The organism is Capnocytophaga cynodegmi DSM 19736 (genome assembly GCF_000379185.1).
Taxonomy (GTDB): domain Bacteria; phylum Bacteroidota; class Bacteroidia; order Flavobacteriales; family Flavobacteriaceae; genus Capnocytophaga; species Capnocytophaga cynodegmi.
Genome location: NZ_KB900703.1, coordinates 16,153 through 41,133 on the forward strand (window position 1 = coordinate 16,153; position 24,981 = coordinate 41,133).

Here is a 24,981-nt window from a genome sequence, read left to right on the forward strand (position 1 = left end):
TTTATAATTTATGTAGTGTATTATTAATTACAACTGCTTGTAATTTCATTTGTTTGGCTGATTGTAGTGCGTTTTCCGATGTATGAACGATAGGCTCTCCTTGGGTATTGAAAGAAGTGTTAATCAACGCTAAAACATTGTATTTTTCGTATAAATAACTTAATAATTTGAAAATAAATGGATTATCTTCTTGTTTTGAAATTACTTGAATTCGTGCCGTTTTGTTTACATGAGTTACTCCGCATAAATCGTTTTCAAAATCTTTCTTTATAGTAAAATCTAGCAACATATATTTTGCTAAGTGATTCATTTTTTGAGTTGTAACTTTTTGAAATACTTTTTCCAACATAATAGGAGCAACGGGACGATACCATTCGCGTTTTTTTATATCTACACTTAATTTTTGAGCAATTTCTTTGTCATTTGCCAAAGCTAACATACTTCTGTTTCCTAATGCTCTTGGACCTACTTCGGCATTATCGTTACATACGGCTATTACACCTTTTTGCATAATTATTTCTGCTGTTTGCTCTATTGTTTTTTGTGTAATTTTATTTTTAGAAGAGCGTATTCCTACATTGTTTAAGTAAGGAGAATGCAGATGAATTTCATTACCTTTTTTCCACTCTAAAAAAGTGGCAGCTCCTACACTCAGTCCGCTATCATTGCAACAAGGAGGAATAAAGACATCTTTAAAAAAATTGTTTTCTACAATTTTTGAATTAGTAACAATGTTTAACGCACAGCCTCCACTGTAATATAAGTATTCGGCTTGAGTTTGATTTTGTAAGTTTCTTATTTTCATAATGATATCTCTTTCAAAAATATATTGAAAAGTTGCGGCTACATTTTGAAAGAAAGGATTTTTAGTATCAAAATTATCAATTTTAATTCCGAATGTTTTTTGAATTGAATTGAAAATAGCGTCTTGATTATTCCACGTTGTTCTGAAATAATGATGTTCTTTTAACCAATTTTCTATTTTTAAATCATAATTACCAAAACTTGCATACCCCATAAGCTTACCTGGCACACTGCAATGTTCGCTTGGTTTAGCTCCCAAAATCTGAAAAGACAGGGCGTTATCGTTAAAAAATTTGGAGAGATAACCCAATTCCCAATGGCATTCTATTAGATTCATTTTCCCTGTTTTGTAATGAAAAGCCGAAAAATTACCAAGGCTTGAACCACCATCAAGCGAAATGAGTAAACTATTTTCTTTAAATTTTCCAAAAAATGGAAGGCAAGAGAATATATGTGCCAATTCGTGAGGGCAATTGTAGGCGTTTATTTCTTTACTTCCCCTCAAATTATGCTGATAGGTAAAAAAGCCTTTTTGTAAATCGGTTGATAAATCTGTTTCTATGGACGACTCAAACCTAAATCGCCCATTTTTAGATATAAAAGCATTACCTACAAATGAATTAATGCTAACAAAATCAAATTCATCAGGCAAATCTATTTGTTTATTTTCAATTAGATCTTCTAAAAATAAGTCCAAACGATTGTCGTATTTTCGTCTTGTGAGCCTTTCCAACTGTAAATATTGCAAAATTTTTCCGTTTTGCATAAGGCAAAGATTATGATCGTGTGTAAATTCTGGATACAGAAAATCGTTGCGATCTTTTATTCCGTATATTGCCAGAGTTGGTTTACTCATTTTTTAATATTTTTTGCTTCAATTTTTGAATTTGTTTGTCAGATAGACTACAACTTCTTAGATAAGGAATAATGCCTCCTTCTTTTTCAATAATTTCTAAAAAAGCGTCTATTTTATTTTTGTTAGTATCAACTTCTGTTGCCAGATAGTCCGTATAAATGGTTTCTTTATCAGCTTCCGAAAGCAAGTGCAAGAGAGACACAAAAGCTCCTGTTCTGTCTTTTCCTGCAAAACAATGAATCGCTACAGACTGATTTTCAGCTAAAATAGCTTCAATTGCCTTTTTTATAGAGGACTTACCTTCTACCGCAAAAAAACGATAAGCGATTTGAATATCTGTTCCGTAATGGAAATTTTCTTTAAAATAATCTGTTTGTTTCCAAGGGTCAAAAGGAGTCCAACAATAATTGATTTTTTTTAATGAATTTTCGTTGTAACGCAGATTTTCATCTAATAATTCTCGGTCGGCACGTAAATCGATAACAGTTTTGATGTTTTTTTCTTTCAATAATTCATCAAAGAAAGATTGTTTTTGGAATAGCGTTAAAGTAGCCGTTCTGTAAATGATTCCTTCTTTTATTCGATTGTTATACAGGCTAATATCTCTGAAATTCCATAGATAATCGCGTTTGTAAATAGCTTCTAAAAAACTTTTAATTTCATTTATTTCTTGCTCAGAATGAATATTCAATCTTTCAAGAGCGGCATAGAAAAAATCTAGTAAGAATCGTTTTTTATCATTAGCTTTTTCAAGATTGGTTGTGGCGTTTAGTTTTTCTAAAAATTTTTCACCAGTCATTAGTATCGAAAAATGTTTCGGTAAATAATGTTGTTTGGTGTTTCCTAACGACAAATAATTGAGCTGAACAGCCATTTGTAAAGCTATATTATAGTGAAAATAAAAGCGATACGAATCGCTTCGGCTGTGTAAATTAGAAGTTGTTTCAAATTCGTACAGAAAATTATCAGTAAGGTTTTTGCCCTTTGTGATGATGTCTTTTTGGGGTAAAATTGCCTGTTTTTCATCAGATATTTTTTTCAGGTGATTTTTTACATCTTCTTGTAAATCAGGCAAAACATAAATAAGACTATAGTTTATGTCTGTTATTTCTGAACCTAAAAAATTTTTATCAATTTCAGAAAGATTTTTGTACCAAACGATTTCAGCCCTTGGACAATCTTCAAAATAGATTACAATTCTGTTTCGTAAGTTATTTTGTAAAATTTTCAATGCAGAAGGAAAGATTTCCTTCATTTTTTTACCAAGAATTTCTGGATTAAATAATTTTTCATCAATCCAAATCGAATAATCTACATCTGATTTTACCGTTGCTTCCTTTCTAGCAAAAGAACCAATGAGTAGGGCTGTTTTTATCCCCTCAATCTCTTTAAATGAAGAATTTATTTTTTTGATAATTTCTAATTGTTTCATTTTTTATGCTTTATAAAAATTGTAGATGCTTTCTATTATTAAAGCTAAAATTAGATGTTTTTTCAATGAAATCTTTCCCTATATTTACTATTTTGTTTTAACATTTCAAAATTCTTCAAATGTAAAAAATAAGTATTATCTGTTACTTGATTAAAATCACTTTCGTCCCAAATGTTTATTACCAAATCATTTAGCCAAAAATGCGGTAAAGAGCAAATATTTTCAGGTAAAACAGATTTCCATAACAATTCGTCATTAGGTTCAGAAACAACCGATTGAAAACTTCGCTCCATCTGAGGAATATAATCTTCATTCAAATAATAAACCGCACAATTCACAACAGCCCAATAATTTTCAATGAAGGTAAATTTAGGCACGTTAGAATCAAAACATTTGTTATAGAAAAAGTCATCAATTGACTTCACAGAATATGTATCCCAATCTATCCACACAACATCTTTGAATTCTTTTACAGCGTTTAGCATAATCCAATGTTTCATTTTATGAGCAGAGTCATAAATAATATCTTTTGGGGCATCATCACTTTATGAACATATAACCCTTTATTTTGCAGTATTTTAGCCATCTCTATTGAGTCTGCATAACAAATTAACTTGTCTTTATACCAAGTATTTATTTCTAAGGATTGTTCTATCTCAGGCACTATAGTCGGATAGTTTGTCTTACCGTTTCTTGTATAAAAATATAACCCCGAAACGAAAGTTATTTCTTTTTGTATCATATTTTTCTCATATTACAAGTTCTGCACAAATCAATTTTTTTGTAATTTTTCACAAGGTTTTGATAAATATCGCTTTGCAATACCTCTTGGATACTTGTGTTTTGAATGTTTCCGAAATTTCCTAATGTTTGCCGTTTTTCATCAGGGGCACAGCAAGGGGAAATATTGCCCGTTGCAGAAATCCAAAGTTCTTTTTCCAAAAACGGACAATCATAACTCTCTGGAATTTCGATGTTTTCGTTCTCTTGCAAAGGAACGATATTCTCTAATATTATCTTTTCTCCGTTGGCTTTGCGGTATTTTTCTTGTGCTTGGTGTGCTTGTTCTACATATTCGTTCCATTTTGATATGCTTTCAGGTGTAGCCTTCATTGACAGATGTTTTATTTCGTCAAAATGTGTCCAAAGTTGATGTCCCTTAACTCTATCCACTCCAAGCTCTGCGGCTAATTTTACAATGTCAGCCAATTCGTGCATATTGTTCTGCATAAATGTCAGCTGAAATGTAACACGACAATAATAGCCCGTTTCAGCAAAATGTTCGTCTCTAATACGGATAAACTCTTTAACGTTTTCAACGGCTTGATTGAAATCAATTTTGAGCATTACTTTTTGTGAGGTTTCTGCCGTTGCACCATTCCAACTTATTTTTACATCGGTAGTAATAGGAACGATGAGTTTTGCCCATTCAGTAACATTTTTTTCGGTTGTTCGCGGAAATGTGCCGTTGGTTGTTAGGTTCATTTTTATATCATATTTGTAACACAAGGCTACAAAATCAGCGAAATACTTGTATATCAGAGGCTCACCCATTGTGGAAGGAATCATTTCGGTTACGCCTATTTTTTTGGCTTGTTCAAAAATGGGTTCTAACCACTCTTTGGGCATTCTTCGGTGTTTTCCGTTGAGTTTTTCTTTGATATAAGTTGAAAATGGGCTATGTTCTTCACACATAGTGCAACTTAAATTGCAATCTTCTGGGTTTGTGTCAAGCGTAACACGCCAAAGTTTATATGCTTTCATCTGAAATAAATTTGCTGTAGATTTGTTCTAATTCTCTACAATGGTTTTGAATATCAGGAACACTTCCATCAAGTGAAAACAAATAGCCTTTTTTTCCCAATCGTTGCATTTTTTCAGGATTTGCCACTGCGTATTTTAATTGCTCTGCTAATGAGCTGACATCGCGATGTTTGAACAGAAGTCCGTTTACGTTGTGTTGGACGTATTCTCTCATACCGCCAAAATCAGCCGTAATTACAGGCACTTTACACGCCTGTGCTTCGTGAATAACAAGTGGAGAATTTTCACCCCAAATGCTTGGAACTACGATACAATCAACATTAGCAAAAACCAGATTTGTCAAATCTTGATTCATATATTCCCCTAAAAATTCTATTTTATTTTTTGAAGTAGAAGCCAATTCTTTCAGAGCATTGGTACTTTGTCCGTTAGGTCTGCCGAAAATCTTTAATGTGGCTTCTGTTTCAAGTTGTTTAAAGGCTTCAATTAACAGATTTACACCTTTTGCAGGAATATGCGTTCCAATGTAACCAAAAGTATAATTGATTTTTTCTTTTGATTTTGCTGTAGGCAAAAGGTATCCCGTTGGAAATCCGTAATCTAAATAAATTATTTTATGACTTGGAACTTCAAAATCATTGATGAATCTATCTCTCAGATAATGAGCAGGAGCTATGAACAAATCAACCTTGTCAATGATGGCTTTTGTTTCTTCCATTCGCTGATGTACCCAATGAGTCCAATTCTCTATATCCAAATTTTCGTTATCTTCTTTTCCACTGAAATAAACACGGTAACAGTTTGTTGCACATTTTGTGTCATCCTGTTTTTCACAAACTTGAAAATTATTGACCCTACCAATACTTCGTGTTAAAAATTGCCCACGCGGACACATCAGCCAAAAATCGTGAAGTGTGTATACAATGGGAATTTGAACTTTATTCAATTCGTCAATCAAACCTGTAGAAAGATGATTTACGTGACCTACATGAGCAATATCAGGATTGAGTTCTTTGACAAGTTCAGCAAATTTATCATCCATTTGCTTATGGCGATAACCATCTTTGCCCTGCGGGTTATTTATTAAATAAAGCGTTAGGTTTTCGTTTATCTTTTGCTCACGAATACTGAAACAAGGAGCATATAAATTTTCCCCTCGTGTAAAAACGGAAACCTTATGATGTTTAGAAAGTTCATTACAAATAGATTGACTATACACCTCTGAACCAGCATTATAATTTGGCGGATAGCCGTGAATGATTTTAAGAATATGCATAATTATTTTTTGGTAGATTAATAAATTAAATTATTTTTTAGCATCTGCAACATCTAAAAGAACTTTTACTTGTAATCAAAAAGAGTCCAAGTACCACACAACAAACTAAAAGAAAGTAAATTCTATATACATTGAAATTTTACACTCTTCAATTAAAAATTATGTTTACAGATATAGCACTATTTGGTGTACTAATGCTTTTGTAAGAATATAGTTTTTTCTTAATATTCACAAATATTACCTCCCCATATACACCAACAAAATGCTGATATCTGCGGGGGAAACGCCGCTGATACGTGAGGCTTGCGAAAGGGTTGTCGGACGGATTTTTTTCAGTTTTTCACGACTTTCAAACGAAATAGATGTCAGTTTATCGTAATTGAAGTTTTCAGGTATGCGAATGTCTTCCAAGCGGTTAAGTTTGTCGGCGTTGTTCTTTTCTTTTTCAATGTACCCTGCGTATTTTACCTCAATTTCCGTTTGTTCAATGATTTCTTTATCAATTTCATTAGCTTCTACGAATGATTTTACGCCCTCCAATTGTTGCAAATCGGCAATGGTAATGTTCGGACGCGAAAGTACTTTGAACATCTTGTCGCCTTGTTTCATTGGAGACGAGTCGTATTTTTCCAAAATCGGGTTCGCTTCTTCAGGTTTGATACTCGTTTCCTTAAAAAACTCCACAAAAGCATTGGTTTTTGCTTGTTTTCTTTCCAAAACGTCCATTCGTTTTTGCGATGCCAATCCTAATGAAAAACCAAGAGGCGTAAGTCGTGCATCGGCGTTATCTTGTCGCAAAAGAGTACGATATTCTGCTCGTGAGGTGAACATTCGATAAGGTTCTTCCGTTCCTTTGGTAATCAAATCATCAATCAAAACACCGATGTAAGCCTCATTTCGTTTCAGAATGAAAGGTTCTTGTTCACGAATTTTCTGTACAGCGTTTATTCCTGCCATAATTCCTTGTGCGGCAGCCTCTTCATAGCCCGTTGTTCCGTTGATTTGTCCTGCAAAATACAGATTTTCAACAAGTTTTGTCTCCAACGTATGTTTGAGTTGCGTTGGTGGAAAATAATCGTACTCAATGGCATACCCTGGTCGGAAGAATTTCACATTCTCAAAGCCTTCCACCTTACGAAGTGCCTCAAACTGAACCTCTTCTGGAAGCGATGTCGAAAATCCGTTTACGTAGACTTCCACCGTGTTCCAACCTTCGGGTTCTACGAAAATCTGATGGCGGTCTTTGTCGGCAAATCGGTTGATTTTATCCTCAATTGATGGGCAATAACGCGGTCCAACGCCTTGGATTGCCCCATTGAACATCGGTGAGCGGTCAAATCCTGTGCGGAGCAAGTCGTGTACTTCCTCGCTGGTGTAGGTCATATAACAATCCTTCTGAATTTGAAGCGGTTGTGTTTCTTCCGAAAAGGAAAATTTCTCAGGATTTTCATCGCCGGGTTGGGGAATCATTTTGGAATAATCAAGCGAACGACTGTCCACACGCGGTGGCGTTCCTGTTTTCATTCTTCCTGATTCAAATCCGTGAGAAACAAGGCATTCGGTAATCCCTTTGGAAGCCTTTTCACCGGCTCTTCCGCCTCCTAACTGCTTCATTCCTATATGAATAACTCCATTTAAGAAAGTTCCATTAGTCAGAATCACAGTTTGGGAATAAATAGGAATTCCCAAAGAGGTTTTTACGCCTTTTACCTGATGATTTTCGATAATGAGGTCGGAAACCATATCTTGATAGAAGTCGAGATTGGGCAATCTTTCGAGTTGCAGACGCCATTCTTCGGCAAATCGCATTCGGTCAGACTGAGCTCGAGGACTCCACATCGCAGGACCTTTCGATTGGTTGAGCATTTTGAACTGAATGGCAGTTTTGTCGGTGATGATACCTGTATATCCACCCAAAGCGTCAATCTCACGAACGATTTGCCCCTTGGCGATGCCCCCCACCGCTGGGTTGCACGACATCTGTGCTATATTTTGCAATTGCATTGTGATGAGCAAGGTTTTCGCTCCCATATTGGCAGCAGCAGCGGCAGCTTCGGCTCCTGCGTGTCCGCCACCCACTACGATAACGTCATATTTTTCTTGAAACATATTTCTATTTGGCTTTGAGCAAAAGGCATTAGGCAATAGATACTTGTGATTTTTGAGTTTTTTTGCTTAATACTTTATGCATTTTAGTGATTTCGTTCTATTTTTTTTAGATTATTTGACTTATTTACACGTGTTTTTGATATATTATTACTATTTTTTTGGATTCTATGATGCTTTTTCAACTCACTTTTGGTTTTTTCAACTCAACGGAGTGATTTTTATACTCAACGGAACTCTTTTTGGACTCACTCTTCGATTTTTTGAAGTTGACAGATTAATTTTTCAAACATTCTGACAGCTTTTTAATTAAGATAAGGACACATTCTCTCTTTTTGTTAGTTTGACAAAACGTCCGAAACGCTTCGACTATGCTCAGCGATACAGACGTTTTATCAGTGTGAACTTAGTTAAAGACAATTCTTTTCAAAAAATTGTATTAATTACTTTACAAATGGTTGCAAAAATACAATAATTTGGAGAAAAAGAACTAAGCTCTAAAAATGTCATTGATTCCTAACCACTTAACCTCTTTACAAATAAGGCAAAACGATTTTCTTCCACAGCAAATATCCTTCCGCCATTAGATGAAGTCCATCGTTGGTGTATTCAGGATTTAGTTTGTCAGTATTCGGTAGGATAAAGTGTGAATATAAATCCACATAAGTAACTTTGTATTTCTGACAAATTCGCTGAATTTCGGCATTAAGTTCGTGTATTTTTTCAGGCTGTTGATGATTTTCAAACATCTTAAAATCAGCATTTACGGGCAAAACACTTTGCAAATAAATTTTTGTTTTTGGAGAAACTTGTTGAATTTTCATCACAATTTTTTCAATGTTTTGTGAAGTGATTACTGTTGGAATTTTTCGGGCAATATCATTGACACCAATCAACAGAAATATTTTTTTGGGTTTTCCGTTTACGATATTGTCCAATCTTTCATAAGCTCCTTGCGAAATATCGCCACTAATTCCCCTATTTTTTATGTTTTTCTTTCCGAAAAGTTCCGCCCATTCGCATCCGTTAGTTATGCTATTGCCCAAGAAGACAATATCTTTCGATGTGATAGGAAATTTGTCGAAAAAATCGGCACGTTGGTAATAAAAATGTGAATGTTTTTGCTCTTGTGAAAAAGCAGTAAATGAGAGCATTACGGCTAAAAAAATAATTACTTTTTTCATTGTTATTCAGTTTAAATAGTTGAGTTTCCTTCAAAATAACTGCATTTTTTCCTCTTCTTTGCTTCGCATTTGGTTACTTTCAGCATCGGATTTGTCCTTATAGCCACACAGATGCAACACCCCGTGAGCCATCACTCGTAATAGTTCGGTTTGGAAATCAACATTGAAATCTTTTGCGTTATCTGCGACCCGTTCTACCGAAATGAAAATATCCCCCGAAATGGTTTGCTCTTCCGTATAATCAAACGTAATAATATCGGTAAGTGTATCGTGGTCAAGATATTGCACGTTGATTTGGTGCAAATAATTATCATCACAAAAGATGTAATTTAATTCACCCAATTCCTTTTCTTCGGAAGCGATAATTTTTTCAATCCACACTTGAAAAACAGTTTCTTGCTCAGGAAGCTCAAATTCAGTTTCGTAATTAAATGTTATCATAAAAAATATTTGATTTATGGAATGAAACACAAAAATACTTCATAATATTGATTTACTTCACATTCATTGCAACATTTTTTTGATACTGACTCGGTGTAGTGCCAAATTCTTTCTTAAATACTCGCGAAAAATAACTCGAATCATAGAACCCACAAAGGTCTGCTATTTCACCTAAAGTGATTGATGTGTTGTGAAGCATTTTCTTGGCTTTATTAAGTTTTACCTTGAGAATATATGAAGATGTTGAAAATCCCGTTATCTGATTGAGTTTTCTGCTTAATTGTGATTGACTTATTGACATTTTATCTGCTACAAAAGCGGCATTGAAATCAGGATTATTCATCTCAGAATGAATGATTTTAATTACTTTCTGCAAAAATTTTAGGTTTTCATCATTATGTAAGTGATGTTGAGGATTACCGCTTTCAATAACGCTTAAATACTTCTCCTTCAGTACTTTCCTGTTTTGCAAGATATTTTTCACCCAAACTAATAGTTCTTTGGAGGAAAAAGGTTTTTGTATGTAGGCTTCCACTCCATATTTCAAACCTTGTAGGCGGTCTTGTTCCGAAGTTTTTGCAGTGAGCATAATGATAGGAATATGATTTAATAACACGCTGTCTTTCATTTCCTTACATAAGTCATATCCATTTTTAACAGGCATCATAACATCTGTAATAACCAAATCGGGTACACATTTTTCAGCCAATTCTATACCTTCTTTTCCATTTTTAGCTGTAATAATAGTATAATTTGCCTCTAATAAAGACTTTATATACAAGGTTACGTCTTTATTATCCTCTACCACCAATATTTTAGGTAATTCACTATGTTTTATACTCTCACTATTTATTACCTCTTCTTCAATTTCATCTTTTGGAGTATTTGGAAGAGCCATTAATTCTTTTTTGATAGTTTTTATACTCGAAATATCTTTCAAATTTCTGTTTCTCAGTGGCAATGTGACAGTAAATGTTGTTCCTTTTCCAAGTTCACTTTCCACAGTAATTTTCCCGTGCATCTTTTCAACCAACATTTTCGTAAACGCCAACCCAATACCCGTTCCTGAAGTATTTCTTGCATTCGGATTTTGATAAAACAAATCAAAAATGTTTGTTAATTCTTCTTTTGGAATTCCCTCTCCATTATCAATGACACGAATGATAATTGTATTTGGTTTTGAACCTCTTACCACAATGAAATCAATCTTGTCGCCATCTTCAGTATGTTTAATAGCATTGGAAAGTAAATTACCGACTATTTTATCTATGTAGAAAGGCACAAAATCCATTTCTTGTTTGGCTACATCGGTGTAAAAAATCAGATTTATATTTCTTTCCTCAGCATATAATCGGAAAGTTTCTGCCGTCATTTGCAGGTAAGGAACAATATCGTCTCTTTTCCACTCTGGTTTTTCAGTTCCACTTTTCAGTTTTGTAATATCCAATAGCTGATTAACCAAATTGAGCAAATTGCTACTTTGCCGAGCGATAGACTCCATAAATTTTGATTTCTCTTTTTCGGAAAGGTCTTTTCTGCTTTGTAGCTGGCGGTTAAGCCCCTGAATTACAGTTAATGGTGTTCTGAACTCGTGAGTGAGATTTGTAAAAAATTCTGTTCTTGCTTTTTCAAGATTTTTGAGTATACGATTACTCACCGCACGTTGATAATACGCATAATATAAAAGTCCTAATATAAGTATACTTACCAGAATTATCGCCCAAGTTATTTTCAATATGAATTGCTTTTCCCTTTCCTTTATAATATTTGTAGCCTCAACTTGCTTAAGTCTGCGTGTATTTTGTTCTCTTTCATAATTTACACGCAAATCCATATAATGATTTGTATTTCTGATTCCCTGAACACTATCCCTCATTACCATACTTTTCTTGTAACTCTCTAGTGCATCTCGGAAATTATGTTGTTTTATTGCCTGATTATACTTTAACATATTTATCTCGGAAATATGTCCCATCGACCCAATTTGGTTTGCGACTTTCTCAGCAAGTTGAACGTATTTCGTGTATTTCTCAAAGCTACCTTGTTCCTGATATATGGTTGCAAGAGCAACACAAGCATTAAGCCAGTGCCACCTGTCTGCAAAACTCTCCATTAAATCATACGCCTTTTGATATTCCTTTTCTGCAAGATTGAATTTTTTTTCAATTCTATATAAATTTCCCAGATGAATGTAGCACAATCCTATACCTACTTCTGAATTAGCTTTAATATTCTTTTCCAATGAATGTTGATAATACACTCTTGCGGAGTCATATTCTTGTCGACTTCTAAACACAGAACCTATATTTGCATAATTTATTGCTTGTCCTAAGTCGCTTTTCAATGCTGTTTCTTCTGCAAGGGCTTCACGAAAATATCTTTCAGCATCAGATAAATAGCCAAGCTGATGGCTAATATTTCCTATTCCATTTAAAGCCATTACACGAGCCTTTCTACCACTATTTTTCACATCAGAATAGGCATCAGCATACCGAAGTGCTTCATAATGGTAGTTTGAAGCCTCAGACATCGCTCCTATGCGTCTAAAATCAGTACCTAAATCATTGAATGCCTGAATAATTTCAACTGTATCCTTTATTTTTAAAGCAAGTTCTAAATATTCTTGGTGAGATTCAATCGCTTCAGAGAACTTTGCATTTTCCCTCTGATTTTTTCCAAGATACTTATATGATAACATCACACCAACATCATTCTTTGCATCAATTTGCTTATGAAGCATAATTTGCAAAGAATCCTCCCTTTTTGAAAAACTATTTAGTATTTCCGAATATTCTTTTTTTAAATCATCTTTTTTTACTTCTTCCTTTTTAGGGGAACAAGCATTGAAAAATATAAAAACACATAGCAAGAAAAATGGCTTCCCTTTATTAAAGAAAATCTCCATAGGTTCAAAATTAAATAGGTGACAAAATTATGTAATATACTTGAATAATTTATGGAATTTAACAAAAAAATATAACGCGTTTTTCGCTGATTTACAGAATAAATATATTCTGTTTGAACATATTCAAAATCAACAGAGCTATCTTGTAAAATTTTTCCAACTATAATATAGTTTAGCAATAGAAACATTGATAGTTTTTCAAATTCAAAAAGACTTCGATTTTATTAATTTCTCATACATAAATAACACGATTATCTTGCTTATTAAGGCTCAGTTTATGAGCTTGACTTGTATTCATTAATAATTGATTACAAATAACTTACATATGAAATATGCGTGATTTGTACAAATTTTTGAAATGTTAATGCGTGATTTATACAAATAAAATTAAATTTTTTACAAGAGTTTGATTACTGATTGGGGTAGTTTTGTACCGAGAGATTGGCACTCAAATTTGAGTCGTTTTTTTTATAGAAATTGATTTTCACATTGCATAGATAAGTTCAAGGTTGTGTCTGGTAGTTTCAGTTCACAATCGTTGGCTGTCTGGGCGTTTATTAACTAATATTTTCGGAATTATGGATTTGCTTGGTAAAATTAAATCTCTCGAATTGAAATTTTTACATCGAAACATTGATGTAATAAAATGCACAGAGAACGAAAACAAATTATGGAACATTTTTTCATCTCCTGCTACGATAAAGAACGGAGCGAAGCTTGTTGTTGATAAAACACAAATCGCAGCTTTGGTAAGTGGAGGAAGATTAGCTGATATTTATGGGTGTGGACAGCACAAATTAGTAGCATCTAATATGCCAATTTTTGCAACAATGAAGGGATGGAAATGCAACCACAACTCATCATTTGAAGCAGAGGTTTATTTCATCAATACTGCTACGTTTAACAATCAAAACTGGGCAACGTTATATCCCTTTCCTCTCGAAGACGATAAACTGAAGTCTGTAGCTATCGAAACTTCAGGTACTTATAGTTTTTGCGTAAAGCCGAATCCTTCTGCTTTTATAGAAAATTTGATAAAAGACCAAGAAGTTGATTCTCAGGAAAGATGGTTTAACAACTTCATTATTAGAAGATTTAGAAGTTTTTTAGAAACATCAGGAGTTGATTTACTTAGTATAGTGAAAGAGCCCCAGAATTTTTCTGACAAATTAATGCCTTACCTCAAAAATGACCTTTTAGATTACGATATTGTTCTGTATGATTTTCAAATTGAGAAATTTATCGTTTACAAAAATTAAAAAAGTACAATTTAAAATCCATTCTTTTTAAACAATATTTTAATTCACTATTCAAGAAGATACCTAAGTGTATCTTCTTTTTTTGTAGAATATGAACCTTATAATACGCTTCTTATACTTGATTTTTATTTCTTCAAAATAGCAAGTCAAGATACTGACTATCAATCATATATATTAATTATTTTATAAAACACATTGTATCAGAGTGTTAATTTATTTCTAATTGTGTATCAATTTTTTGAAAAAAAATTTTTTGTGTAAAAGTTATTCATATTTTTGCCCCGAATAAGAAGATGTTTGAAAACATATACTATCAACAGAATGACTTTCATTTGATTGGAATGAAACCTAATAACAAAAATAAATCAACTCAAATATAGTAATGAAAAATACTAAACTCACTCAAAAAGGTTTAATTCACCAACAAATTCTGCTCAAACTTGTTTTTTTAACAGTAATTATTGCAATCGTTTCACTAACAAGTTGCAGAAAAGAACAGGAAGATTTAATTAATCCTATCACAAATTCATCTTCTTCAGGAGAAGGGCTATCAAATTCTGGAGAAGCTATCTCCAAACCTGAGGACTCAAATTTGGTTTTTGTGGAAGGAGGAACGTTTTTAATGGGTAGCCCTGCTGGTTCGGGCGATGGTGATGAACGTCCACAACACAAAGTAACCCTCAAAAGTTTCAAAATCACTAAGTACGAAATCACCAATGAACAATACGCTAAATTTCTGTCTGCAAAAGGAAATCAGACTGAAAATGGTGTAAAATGGTATCAGGGAACAGATTTTGAAATAAAAGGAAAAGTATTCACTCCTAAAAAGGGAATGAGTAAAATACCTGTACGATTCGTTAGCTGGAATGGAGCCGTAGCTTATGCCTCTTGGGTAAAAGGAAGAATACCAACAGAAGCTGAATGGGAATATGCAGCAAGAGGAGGTAAAAAAAGTAAAGGCTACACTTGGAGCGGAAGTAACAACATCAACGAAGTAGCTTGGTATGTAGGAAATTCAGGGCAACGATTACACAATGTAGGAGAGAAAAAACCAAATGAGTTGGGAATATATGATATGAGTGGAAATGTATGGGAGTGGACAGCAGATTGGTATGCTCCTTATTCCAAAGAAGCCAAAACAAACCCTAAAGGTCCCGCTAAAGGCAAAGCTCGCTCACGGCGCGGTGCTAGTGCTTTCTGTACATCACACAACAATCGTTCAGCAAATCGGAGTAGTAGAGCTCCTAATGGAGTACGTCACAATTTAGGTTTTCGTGTGGTTTTTGACGTAAAATAAAAAAATTAATTGAAAAAGTGAATGTTTTCTTACAACAATTTGTGATTTAGGCATTTGTAACTTATCGTAAAAGCAATAAGAAAGGACTTTCGAGTGCATATTTTAAACATTTTAACTTTTTTCATTGAAAGTTTACATCTTTTTTATGATTAAGTCGTCTTTAATGTAAAATTAATTTGTAACTTTGCCCCATTAAAATTAATGTTTTTGAAAATTGATTTCACTAACTACTAATTTATTAATTATTAATAACTCAATACTATTTACTTATGAAGAAAAACATTGTAAAGCTAACAAAAAGTATTTTAGCAACAACAATATCTCTAGTTACAATTTCGCTGGTTAGTTGTAACAAAAAAGATGAGGAAATAACACAAAAGCCAATAGAAGGAGTGCAAGAGCCTAAAACTGAATCACCTCAAACGCCAGGTACAGAAACATTGAACCCTTTCCTTAAGGAATTGGATGCTGTTTTTGTTGAGGGAGGAAGCTTCATAATGGGTAGCCCAACTAAAGACAAGGAAAGCCAGTGGGACGAAAGACCTCAACACAAGGTAACAGTAAGTGATTTTAAAGTAAGTAAGTACGAAATCACCAATGCTCAGTATGCTAAATTCCTAACAGCAAAAGGAAATCAAATTGAAGATAAAAAGAAATGGTACCAAGGTAAAGATATTAAGCAAGAAGGAGATACTTTTGTTGTAACAACTGGGAAAGAAAATCATCCTGTAACACTTGTTTCTTGGTATGGTGCAAAAGCGTATGCTGAGTGGGTAGGAGGAAAATTACCTACTGAAGCTGAGTTTGAATACATTTTAAGAGGTGGAAGTAAGAAAGTAAACCAAGATGGTATTTTTGCAGATGAAGATGGTAGTGGTAATAATATAGATGATTATGCTTGGTACAGAGCTAATTCAGGTGGTGTTTTACACCCTGTTGGAGAGAAAAAAGCTAATGAATTAGGGTTACACGATGTCAATGGAAATGTTTGGGAATGGACTGCTGATTGGTATGGAAGTTACTCAAGTGCTGACCAGACAGACCCTACGGGTCCTGAAAATGGAATTTATCGTGTTCGGCGTGGGGCAAGCTACACTTGTCTAAAAGATAAGTGCCGTATTGCTAATCGCGGAGCTTACGTTGCTCGTGGTGGACAAGGAAACATAGGATTCCGTGTTGCTTTCCCTGCAAAATAGTATAGCTTTAAATATAAATAAGAGTCTCAACATAGTTTTGTTGAGACTTTTTTTATTTCCCTCAACTTTTCTTATGTTAAAGAATATAATGATTTTTATATTTAAAAAATTTCTTCCATAGTATATTGTTAAATTTTTAGGATTAAATCATAAAAAAAAATCGTTTTTATTAAAAATATTTCTGCTTAAAAATATATTTCATACCTTAGCGGTTCAGTTTGAAATTAAATTCAGAATTTGTAAAGTGATTACTCAATTACAAGGAAAACTCGTTGAAAAAAATCCCACCTATGTTGTTATAGATTGTGGTGGAGTAGGGTATTTTGTAAACATTACACTACATACTTTTTCATCACTACCTAATAGTGAATTTATTAAACTATACACACATCTGCAAATCAAGGAAGATTCTCATACGCTTTATGGTTTTTCAACCAAAGCGGAACGAGAAATTTTTGTTTTATTACTATCTGTTTCAGGAGTTGGAGCAAACACAGCTCGTACAATGCTTTCATCACTTACAGCTTCTCATATACGGAGTGCTATCATAAATAGCGATGTAGTTAGCATTCAATCTGTTAAAGGAATTGGAGCAAAAACAGCCCAACGTGTAATTTTAGATTTGAAAGAAAAGATGGTCAAACTTCAGGATTTTGAAGATGTTTCACTTACTACTCCAAATACAAATAAAGAAGAAGCTCTTGCCGCATTAGAAGTTTTGGGATTTGCCCGAAAACAATCCGAAAAAGTAGTGGACAAAATTGTGAAATCAGCTTCGGGAGAAATTTCTGTAGAAGAAATCATCAAACAAGCATTAAAGAATTTATAAAATGATAAATTTAGAATCAATTGTCTTAAGTCACAGTAGGTATACTGAACAAGTAATGTTTGTAAGTGATGCAGTAAAAGGAAAAGTATCAACAAATAATAATCCTTTCAGCGTAGATACAAAAGAAGGAGATTTCTTGTACCTAACCAACAGAAAATTTGAGCGATATTCTTATTTATATGATAATTTAGAAGAAAATGAGGTTTATTATAACGCCACAATGCGTTTAGGCTATACGTCTCTTTTGATATGTCAAAAAATAGGTTATTTAGAGAACACAAAACTAAATTTTCCAAGAATAGAGAAAAGAGTGAGTTGTAATAGATTAAATGATAAATATTGTGTTTTTCAAAATCCATTGGATAAATTATTCGATTATGACCATAATGACATTATCGGCATTTATGAAGATTATGACACAGCACTAACATATTTCAATCTATTTAGTCGTCAAACATCTGTTTTATTGGCAAAAATAAAATCACATATTGATTGGCATTAACAATAAATACTTTTTCGAAGCACTAAAACAAAAGATTTATGTGTAAAAATCTAAAAAACATAACGCTGATATTATTTTTTTTGAGCTTAACTACTTGGGGTCAAGAACCTAAAAAAGACAGTATTGTCTTCAAAAATAATATCCCAAAAATCGGGCTAAAAAATCCTGAGAGTATCGTTCATAAATACACGTACAATCCACAACTTAATAAATACGTTTACACGGAAAAACTGGGTGAATATGACCTTTCCACTCCAATGTTTCTAACCGTGAAGGAGTATGAAAATTTAGTACTTCGTGAACGAATGCGGGCATATTACAAAGAAAAATGGGACGCCGTTGATACAAACAAATCAGGAGAAGAAAAAAAGAAAATACAACGTGATTTACTTCCGGATTTGTATGTGAACTCTGATTTTTTTGAGAGTATTTTTGGTGGAAGAAATATTGATATAATTCCTCAAGGAAGTGTAGGAATTGATTTAGGTTTACGCTATACAAAGAATGATAATCCTGCCATAACACCACGAAACAGAAGCACTTGGGGATTGGATTTTGACCAACGTATCAGTTTGGGATTGACTGGAAAAATAGGTACAAGACTTTCTCTAAACGCTCAGTACGACACACAGGCTTCATTTGATTTTCAAAACGTTTTCAAGTTAGAGTACGAACCCAATGAGGACGATATAATTCAAAAAATAGAGTTAGGAAACATCTCAATGCCAATGTCTAACTCTCTCATTACAGGCTCACAAAGTCTGTTTGGAGTTAAAACAGAATTAAAATTTGGAAGGACAACTATCACGGGAGTTTTCTCTGAGCAAAAATCAGAGCGAAAAACTGTAACAGCACAAGGAGGTGGAGCCATAACCGAATTTGACTTCACCGCGTTGGATTATGACGAAAACCGAAACTTCTTCTTAGCGCAATTCTTTCGAGATCAATATGATAAGGCATTAGAAAATTATCCATTCATCAATAGTAAAGTACAAATCACTCGGTTAGAAGTTTGGGTTACCAATCGCAATAACCGGACAGGAAATATTCGTAACATACTTGCCCTGCAGGATTTAGGCGAGGTAAAACCTGAAAATACGCGTATCAACCAAAACGCTCCCTCAGGCTTTTTTTCTTCGACCACAAACGATATGCCTACCAATGAAGCTAACCACTACGACCCAACACAAATTGGGAAAACTTCAGTACTTACTGAGGCTATTCGCGATGTAGCAACTTTGCAACAAGGATTCGGAAGTATTTCAGCAATCGTAAACCAAGGATACGACTATGCAGTAATTGAAAATGCTCGGAAACTTGAAGAAGGAATTGATTATAAAGTAGATACAAAGTTGGGTTATATTTCTCTAAATATTGCCCTTAGCAGTGATGAAGTACTTGCTGTTGCATATCAATATACTTACGGAAGTCAAGTATTTCAAATTGGGGAATTTGCCAATGATGGTATTTCTGCTACCAGTCATAACATTTCAGCAAATAATAATGCCATTACGAACAATTTACTGGTACTGAAAATGTTAAAAAGTAATCGGTTGAGTGTTAAAGATCCTATCTGGGATTTGATGATGAAGAACGTCTACGCATTAGGAACCGCTCAGTTAGACCCTGAAGACTTCAGAATGAATATCTATTACTCTGATCCATCGCCTATTAACTACATTACAAAAGTATCCGATGTAGGTTGGCCTTCGGGGTTGGAAGACAAAATATTACTGAATTTGTTTAATTTCGACCGATTGAACAAATACAACGACCCACAACCTGGCGGAGATGGATTTTTTGACTTTCTCCCTGGAATTACCGTTGATGAACAATACGGAAAGATTTTCTTTACCAAAGTAGAACCCTTTGGGGAATTTTTGCACAAAACATTAGGTGGAGGAGATTATTCAAATCCAAGTACTTACAATGAAAATCAACGAAAATACGTATATCCAAGTCTGTATTCCAATACCAAAACACAAGCCCAAATGGATGGTAATAAAAACAAATTCCAACTCAAAGGGCGTTACAAATCATCAGGTAGAAGAGGAATATCGTTAGGAGCATTTAATGTTCCACGTGGCTCAGTTACAGTTACTGCTGGTGGACGGATTTTGGTTGAAGGTCTTGATTATTTAGTTGATTATCTGTCAGGAATAGTTGAAATTACCAACCCAAGTTTGGAGGCTTCGAACCTACCAATACAAGTTTCTGTGGAAAATAATCTAATTTTTGGAGGACAAACTACACGTTTTATGGGAGTGAATATCGAACATAAATTCAACGATAAATTCATAGTAGGAGCCTCTGTGGTAAACCTTCGAGAACGTCCGTACACCCAAAAGACAAGTTACGGGCAGGAATCGGTAAATAATACTATTTTTGGTTTCGGAGGAACCTATTCAACAGAACTTCCTTTCCTAACTCGCTTAGTGAATCGGATTCCTACCATAAAATCAGATGTTGCTTCAAATCTCTCCTTGCGGGGCGAATTTGCTTACCTCATTCCAGGAACTCCTAAAGGGGACAATTTTGACGGAGAAACAACTGTTTACTTAGATGATTTCGAATCCTCCCAAATAACCATTGACATACGTTCGTCTCTGGCTTGGAAATTAGCCAGTACACCTTTGGAATTTGGTTCAGGAAGTGGTTCTCAACCTCAAAACTTGTATGGAACATCTCCTGATGACCCTGAAAACTTGAAGAACGGCTATGGTCGTGCCAAAATGGCTTGGTACACCATCGACCCTATATTCTACTCTACACAAAAGCCTTCGGACATTAGTAGTGACGAAATTTCAAAAAACAGTACGCGACGTATCTACATTGAAGAAATCTTCCCCCAACAACAAATAGCTCAAGGACAAACCCTCGTGCAAACAACTTTAGACCTCGCCTACTACCCGAATGCTAAAGGACAATACAACAATAACCCTGCGTTTGGAGCTACCAATGCCGATGAAAAATGGGCAGGAATTATGCGAGGAATGACCTATTCCGATTTCCAAGAAAGTAATATCGAATATATCCAGTTTTGGATGCTTGACCCGTACACCTCAGGAGAATATTCAGGAACAGGAGAACTGGTCTTTAACTTAGGAAATATCTCCGAAGATGTTTTAAAAGATGGTCGGAAACAATATGAAAACGGATTACCTGGGCTTTCATCATCATCAAGTGTTAATACTTCTTCTTGGGGAAAAACTCCTGGTGCACAATCATTACTATATGCTTTTGATGCGAGTAGCGAGAACAGAACCCTACAAGATGTGGGATTGGACGGACTTCCAAGCTCACAAGAGGCGAGTATATACAATAACAATACATCAGAGTCACCAAACGACCCCGCTCTGGATAATTATGAATACTATTTAGCTCGTAGTGGAGGAATTCTTAACAGATATTACAACTATAACGGAACAGAGGGTAACTCTCCAGTTGCAGTAGGCAATAACAACAGAGGTTCAACAACAGTTCCTGATTACGAAGATATTAATGCCGATTTCACGATGAATACGGCAAACAATTACTATGAATATCGCTTACCTATCAAGCCTAATATTTCACGTAGTGATAAATACGTAAATGATATCCGTAATGTATCTATTGAAGCTCCTAACGGAAGAAACGTATCAGCCCGTTGGATTCAATTTAAAATACCTATTGCAGAAGGTAAAATGGTACGTGAAGGATTCAGATTTCCTCTTAATCCTAACGACGAGATAGATATCATCAATTCCATAACCCATATGCGAATGTATATGACAGGTTTCCCTCAAGAAATGCTACTGCGTTTTGGAACATTGGACTTGGTACGTGGCGACTGGCGTTACTATAACTATACATTGAGTAGTGATTTGGACGATCCATCAGATGATAATACACATACTGAAATCAATTCAGTGAATCTCATTGAGAATGAATCCCGTACCCCTATTCCATACCGAATGCCTCCAGGAGTTCATCGTGAGCGAATCAATATGAATAACACCCTAATTGAACAAAATGAGCAATCGCTATCTTACATTGTTGATAACTTAGAGTCGTATGATAGTAGGGCTGTGTACAAAGTAATGAACCTTGATTTAAGGCAGTACAAGTACATCAAGATGTTCACCCACGCTGAGGCATACAATAACAAATCTCTGGATAACGGACAGATGGTTGCCTTTATGCGAATCGGAACGGATTTTAATGAGAATTATTATCAAGTGGAAGTTCCGCTACGAGTAACTCCTATAGGAACTACCTCTGAAGGGCTTATTTGGCCTAAAGAGAATGAATTGATTGTTCCTATGGAAGTCCTAACTAAGCTCAAGGCTATTGGGCTAAGAAATCAAACATTAAATAACGCTACGTATTACGATGCAAATCTTAATATCGTTACCGAAAACACACCTTACGTACTTGGAGAAAACCGATATGTAGTGAAAGGAAACCCTTCCTTAGGTAGTGTGCGTTCCGTTATGATAGGTGTTAAGAACGTGTCAGGACATACAGCAAGTGGCGAATTTTGGTTTAACGAATTGCGAGTAGCTGAACTCGTTAATAATGGAGGTTGGGCGATGGTAGGTGCATTAGATGCCAATGCCTCCGAACTACTAAATGTATCCGCTACAGGACGTATGAACACCGTTGGCTTTGGTGCAGTCGACCAAGCTCCTAACCAACGAGCCATCGAAAGTACTAAGGAATACGATGTGGTAATGAACATCAATGCAGGAAAACTACTTCCTCCTAAGTGGAATATGCAAATTCCTGTAACTTTGAATCATTCTCAGAAGTTATCCACTCCTGAGTACGACCCAGTTTATCAGGATATTCGCTTGGAAGACAGGCTTAGCGTAGCCCAATCTGCTGAAGAGCGTCAGTCCATTAAAGAACAAGCTGAGGATTTCACTCTTCGCAGAGGTATCAACCTAATCGGGGTGAAGAAAAATATGTCTGAAGGGCAGAAAAAAAGGTTTTATAATGTTGAAAACTTAACCCTAAACTATGCGTACAATGAGGTAAAACATCGTGATTATGAACTCAAATACGAAGACGAGCAAAGGGTACGTGCAGGTTTGTTGTACAATTATGCCTTTGAACCAAAAACATTAGAGCCTTTCAAGAAGATAAAGTACTTGGAAGGCAAAAAATACTGGCAATGGTTATCTGATCTAAACCTAAACGTGCTACCTGCGAGTGTAACTTTCTCTTCGAATATCACAAGGTCATTCTCAAAACAACTATTCCGAGATGTGTACATTCAAGGTATCGACATTACTAAACAAAAGGCTATGCCTGAGCTTCAGCAAAGAAATTACCTGATGGATTATCAATTTGGAGTGAATTATAACCTGACTCGCTCACTGCGTGTGAACTTCAATGCTACGAATAATAGTATCATCCGTAATTACTACACATACGATGCTAACGGAGAGGTTTCTGGCACACGCAAGGACATCACTTTATGGGATAATTTCTGGGATTTAGGAGACCCAGACCATTTCTTCTCTAAGTTTCAGGTAAATTATGAGCTTCCATTCTCTAAGTTTCCGTTCCTACAATTCATCAAATCGAACTACACGTATTCAGGTGATTTTGATTGGCAACGCGGTTCACAAACGCTGTTACAACTGGCTAAGCACGATATTAACAGGTTACAGAACGCTAACACACACAATTTTACAGCCAATATGAACTTCGACCAACTCTATCGATACATTGGCATCAAACCAAGTGCAAGGACAGAGAAGCAGAAACTATGGAAATCATTAGCTACGATGATTAAAAACATAGGTGTAAACTACGCTGAGACTAACGGAAAGACGCTCCCAGGTTACACACAAAGCGTTGGCTTTTTAGGAACCACCAAGCCTTCCTTTGGGTTTATGTTCGGAAGCCAGTCCGATGTGCGTTATGAGATGGCAAAAAGAGGCTACCTTACCAATTTCGTAGATTTCAATGACCAATTCTTACAATCTAAGGAGAGGGATTTGACCATCACAGCAAACTTGCAACCTATTCCAGACTTGCAAATTACTCTTAAAGCTGCACGGCAATATTCCGATAACTATACGGAAACCTTTGAAGTGAAGAACTTCGTATATAACAAACTCATAGGAAACCAAGTAGGTAACTTCAACATTTCAACCAACCTACTAGCAACAGCCTTTGACAAAGTAGACGAATACTATTCGGCAGGGTTTGAACGTTTCAAGCAAAACAGAATTACCATAGCACGACGCTTAGCTACTGAACGAGGCATCAACCTGAATGATTCCAATAACTTGGATAGCGAGGGATTCCCTAAAGGATTTGGGAAAACGAGTCAGTCTGTAATGATACCAGCCTTTTTAGCAGCCTATTCAGGGCAAAATGCTAATAGCGTATCTCTTGGAGCTTTCAAAAATATTCCTGTACCTGAGTGGAGCATCACTTACACAGGGCTAATGCGTCTGGAACCTATCAAAAAGGCATTCAGGAGGTTTACAATTGACCATAGTTATAGAGCAAGTTACTCCTTGAGCGAATTCCGAACTAACTTGGAATACGACCCGAATGACTTGAACAAGGTAAACGCTGCTGGTAACTTCCTAAATGAAAAGCTATTCACTAACGTTACCTTAGTGGAGCAATTTAATCCGCTTATTAGAGCTAATATGGAGATGAAAAACTCTATTAATGTACTTGCTGAACTAACACGCGACCGCACGGTATCTATCAGTCTGGATAACGATTACCTAACTGAGATTATCGGTAAGGAATATAAATTAGGGCTGGGATATCGCATTAAGGACTTGCGATTTGTTACTAAGGTAGCAGGAGTGAAAACCACACTGAAGAGCGACTTAGTCCTTAAAGGTACCCTCTCCTACCGCGATGAGTTTACTGTAATCAGGAATATGGAAGTATTCAACAATCAGGTTACAGCTGGGCAAACGAACTGGTTGGGGAACTTTACGGCAGAGTATAACTTAAGTAAGAACCTACTGGCTTCATACTACTTGCAGTATAACTTCTCTAAATCTGCTATATCCACTGCCTTTCCGATGACCACAATTAGGACTGGGCTATCCGTGCGATATACTTTCAATTAACAAAGTTATCAGACAATTGTGTAGAATCATTGTATAAAA

Annotated in this window: 15 protein-coding genes; 6 read left to right on the forward strand and 9 right to left on the reverse strand. The window is 35.1% G+C overall.

Annotation, left to right across the window (positions count from 1 at the left end):
• Position 1 precedes the first annotated feature (1 nt).
• The 9 genes from YW9_RS0100075 to YW9_RS0100120 all read right to left on the reverse strand — a co-directional run bounded on the left by YW9_RS0100075 (position 2) and on the right by YW9_RS0100120 (position 12,603).
• Positions 2-1,660: a carbamoyltransferase C-terminal domain-containing protein gene (locus tag YW9_RS0100075; RefSeq protein ID WP_018278131.1), complete on the reverse strand. Its 1,659-nt coding sequence runs from the start codon at positions 1,658-1,660 to the stop codon at positions 2-4.
• Positions 1,653-3,092, reverse strand: coding sequence for a tyrosine-protein phosphatase (locus YW9_RS0100080; protein WP_018278132.1), 1,440 nt, complete (start codon positions 3,090-3,092; stop codon positions 1,653-1,655). Before YW9_RS0100080 ends, YW9_RS0100075 begins: the two co-directional genes overlap by 8 nt.
• 62 nt (positions 3,093-3,154) lie before the next feature.
• Positions 3,155-3,592 carry a hypothetical protein gene (locus YW9_RS0100085; RefSeq protein WP_018278133.1) on the reverse strand — a complete coding sequence of 146 codons (438 nt, stop codon included), beginning with the start codon at positions 3,590-3,592 and terminating at the stop codon, positions 3,155-3,157.
• Positions 3,593-3,830: 238 nt separating this feature from the next.
• Positions 3,831-4,856 carry a radical SAM protein gene (locus YW9_RS12265; RefSeq protein WP_040353552.1) on the reverse strand — a complete coding sequence of 342 codons (1,026 nt, stop codon included), beginning with the start codon at positions 4,854-4,856 and terminating at the stop codon, positions 3,831-3,833.
• Positions 4,843-6,132 (reverse strand): glycosyltransferase, encoded by a 1,290-nt coding sequence (locus tag YW9_RS12270; protein ID WP_041997652.1) that lies wholly within the window; start codon positions 6,130-6,132, stop codon positions 4,843-4,845. Before YW9_RS12270 ends, YW9_RS12265 begins: the two co-directional genes overlap by 14 nt.
• 237 nt (positions 6,133-6,369) lie before the next feature.
• Complete coding sequence (gene mnmG, locus YW9_RS0100100) at positions 6,370-8,241, reverse strand: tRNA uridine-5-carboxymethylaminomethyl(34) synthesis enzyme MnmG (protein WP_018278135.1); 1,872 nt, start codon at positions 8,239-8,241, stop codon at positions 6,370-6,372.
• A 530-nt stretch (positions 8,242-8,771) separates the two neighbouring features.
• Complete coding sequence (locus tag YW9_RS0100110) at positions 8,772-9,422, reverse strand: GDSL-type esterase/lipase family protein (RefSeq protein ID WP_018278137.1); 651 nt, start codon at positions 9,420-9,422, stop codon at positions 8,772-8,774.
• 30 nt (positions 9,423-9,452) lie between these two features.
• Positions 9,453-9,863, reverse strand: a complete 411-nt coding sequence (ybeY, locus tag YW9_RS0100115) for an rRNA maturation RNase YbeY (RefSeq protein ID WP_018278138.1) — start codon at positions 9,861-9,863, stop codon at positions 9,453-9,455.
• Positions 9,864-9,915: 52 nt separating this feature from the next.
• Positions 9,916-12,603: a hybrid sensor histidine kinase/response regulator transcription factor gene (locus YW9_RS0100120; RefSeq protein WP_167933602.1), complete on the reverse strand. Its 2,688-nt coding sequence runs from the start codon at positions 12,601-12,603 to the stop codon at positions 9,916-9,918.
• Positions 12,604-13,379: 776 nt separating this feature from the next.
• Between YW9_RS0100120 and YW9_RS12940 the strand changes: the two genes are divergently transcribed.
• The 6 genes from YW9_RS12940 to sov all read left to right on the forward strand — a co-directional run bounded on the left by YW9_RS12940 (position 13,380) and on the right by sov (position 24,942).
• On the forward strand, positions 13,380-14,027 hold the full coding sequence (locus tag YW9_RS12940) for an SPFH domain-containing protein (protein WP_167933603.1): 648 nt from the start codon (positions 13,380-13,382) through the stop codon (positions 14,025-14,027).
• Positions 14,028-14,409: 382 nt separating this feature from the next.
• Positions 14,410-15,324: a formylglycine-generating enzyme family protein gene (locus YW9_RS12280; protein WP_018278141.1), complete on the forward strand. Its 915-nt coding sequence runs from the start codon at positions 14,410-14,412 to the stop codon at positions 15,322-15,324.
• Between the two features lie 269 nt (positions 15,325-15,593).
• Positions 15,594-16,520 (forward strand): formylglycine-generating enzyme family protein, encoded by a 927-nt coding sequence (locus tag YW9_RS12285; RefSeq protein ID WP_018278142.1) that lies wholly within the window; start codon positions 15,594-15,596, stop codon positions 16,518-16,520.
• Between the two features lie 244 nt (positions 16,521-16,764).
• Positions 16,765-17,349, forward strand: a complete 585-nt coding sequence (ruvA, locus tag YW9_RS0100140) for a Holliday junction branch migration protein RuvA (protein WP_018278143.1) — start codon at positions 16,765-16,767, stop codon at positions 17,347-17,349.
• Position 17,350: 1 nt separating this feature from the next.
• Entirely contained in the window at positions 17,351-17,851 is a 501-nt protein-coding gene (locus YW9_RS13650) for a hypothetical protein (RefSeq protein WP_231555510.1), read from the forward strand.
• Positions 17,852-17,889: 38 nt separating this feature from the next.
• On the forward strand, positions 17,890-24,942 hold the full coding sequence (gene sov, locus YW9_RS0100150) for a T9SS outer membrane translocon Sov/SprA (protein ID WP_018278145.1): 7,053 nt from the start codon (positions 17,890-17,892) through the stop codon (positions 24,940-24,942).
• Positions 24,943-24,981 lie beyond the last annotated feature (39 nt).

Coding starts and splice junctions, on each gene's coding strand:
- ybeY (WP_018278138.1), bottom strand. CDS start 9,863: ATGATAACATTTAATTACGAAACTGAATTTGAGCTTCCTGAGCAAGAA.
- YW9_RS12285 (WP_018278142.1), top strand. CDS start 15,594: ATGAAGAAAAACATTGTAAAGCTAACAAAAAGTATTTTAGCAACAACA.
- YW9_RS12280 (WP_018278141.1), top strand. CDS start 14,410: ATGAAAAATACTAAACTCACTCAAAAAGGTTTAATTCACCAACAAATT.
- mnmG (WP_018278135.1), bottom strand. CDS start 8,241: ATGTTTCAAGAAAAATATGACGTTATCGTAGTGGGTGGCGGACACGCA.
- YW9_RS0100080 (WP_018278132.1), bottom strand. CDS start 3,092: ATGAAACAATTAGAAATTATCAAAAAAATAAATTCTTCATTTAAAGAG.
- YW9_RS13650 (WP_231555510.1), top strand. CDS start 17,351: ATGATAAATTTAGAATCAATTGTCTTAAGTCACAGTAGGTATACTGAA.
- YW9_RS0100075 (WP_018278131.1), bottom strand. CDS start 1,660: ATGAGTAAACCAACTCTGGCAATATACGGAATAAAAGATCGCAACGAT.
- YW9_RS12265 (WP_040353552.1), bottom strand. CDS start 4,856: ATGAAAGCATATAAACTTTGGCGTGTTACGCTTGACACAAACCCAGAA.
- YW9_RS0100120 (WP_167933602.1), bottom strand. CDS start 12,603: ATGCTTCATAAGCAAATTGATGCAAAGAATGATGTTGGTGTGATGTTA.
- YW9_RS12270 (WP_041997652.1), bottom strand. CDS start 6,132: ATGCATATTCTTAAAATCATTCACGGCTATCCGCCAAATTATAATGCT.
- YW9_RS0100085 (WP_018278133.1), bottom strand. CDS start 3,592: ATGAAACATTGGATTATGCTAAACGCTGTAAAAGAATTCAAAGATGTT.
- YW9_RS0100110 (WP_018278137.1), bottom strand. CDS start 9,422: ATGAAAAAAGTAATTATTTTTTTAGCCGTAATGCTCTCATTTACTGCT.
- sov (WP_018278145.1), top strand. CDS start 17,890: ATGTGTAAAAATCTAAAAAACATAACGCTGATATTATTTTTTTTGAGC.